The sequence below is a fragment of the Heliobacterium chlorum genome (assembly GCF_014502795.1).
Classification (GTDB): Bacteria; Bacillota; Desulfitobacteriia; order Heliobacteriales; family Heliobacteriaceae; genus Heliobacterium; species Heliobacterium chlorum.
Genome location: NZ_JACVHF010000125.1, coordinates 1 through 759, shown reverse-complemented (window position 1 = coordinate 759; position 759 = coordinate 1). Strand labels below are relative to the sequence as shown.

Sequence of the window (759 nt, the reverse complement as noted above, 5' to 3'; positions counted from 1 at the left end):
TGTTTCCAGGAACGAATCATAGCTGTAACTGTAGCGATTCCTGTACCTAGGGCAAACATGTGAATTGCAGATGCTAAAAACAATGCACCACCTTGAGACAGGGAGTTTGTTGCAAAAGCCAATACCGCTTGATACATTATCGACGCAGGCACAAGCGGGATAAAACCCGAAATAACAAATAGTGTGGAAGGCGTCTTGTGGTATCTGGCCAAATGTTCGGCAATAAGCGCGACAGTAGCGCCCGCGAGAAACAATCCAATACCACTGGGCAAGTTAAAAGCGACAATAAATGAATACACAATACGCCCAAGCACTCCAACGGCTACGCTACTAAATATCAAAGCCCAGGGTCCTTGAAAATAAGTGAAAAATGTTGCATTGGAGATACCAGCTAACACAGGATATAAGGCGAGTGTAATACTATTTACTGAAGCAGCGGCAATCACATCGCTAAAACTACCACTAATCGATAATACGGCACCAGCGCTCGCAAATAAAGAGAGCATCAACCCAGCCGTTTCGAGTACGCCAACCGCACCACTGATGAGGTCGCCTGCGATGATGTTTCGGATGGAGTTAATCATGGCGGTGCCGGGGAAAATCGTAAGGAGTAAACCAGTAACAAGTGGGCCGTCATCGATCCCAAAAAAACGGCAAATGATTATGGACAACGCAGATCCAACAAACCCTAAGAAAATTTCTCGTACAAAAGATAACTGACCAATAAAGCTTAGTTTTTCTAAGATACCAAATAGAAAC

General features: G+C 44.4%; 1 protein-coding gene. It reads right to left on the bottom strand.

What is annotated here, in order from left to right; all coding sequences use genetic code 11:
- A partial coding sequence (locus tag H1S01_RS20520) for a threonine/serine exporter family protein (protein WP_188042180.1) occupies positions 1 to 759 on the bottom strand: 759 nt, incomplete at both ends.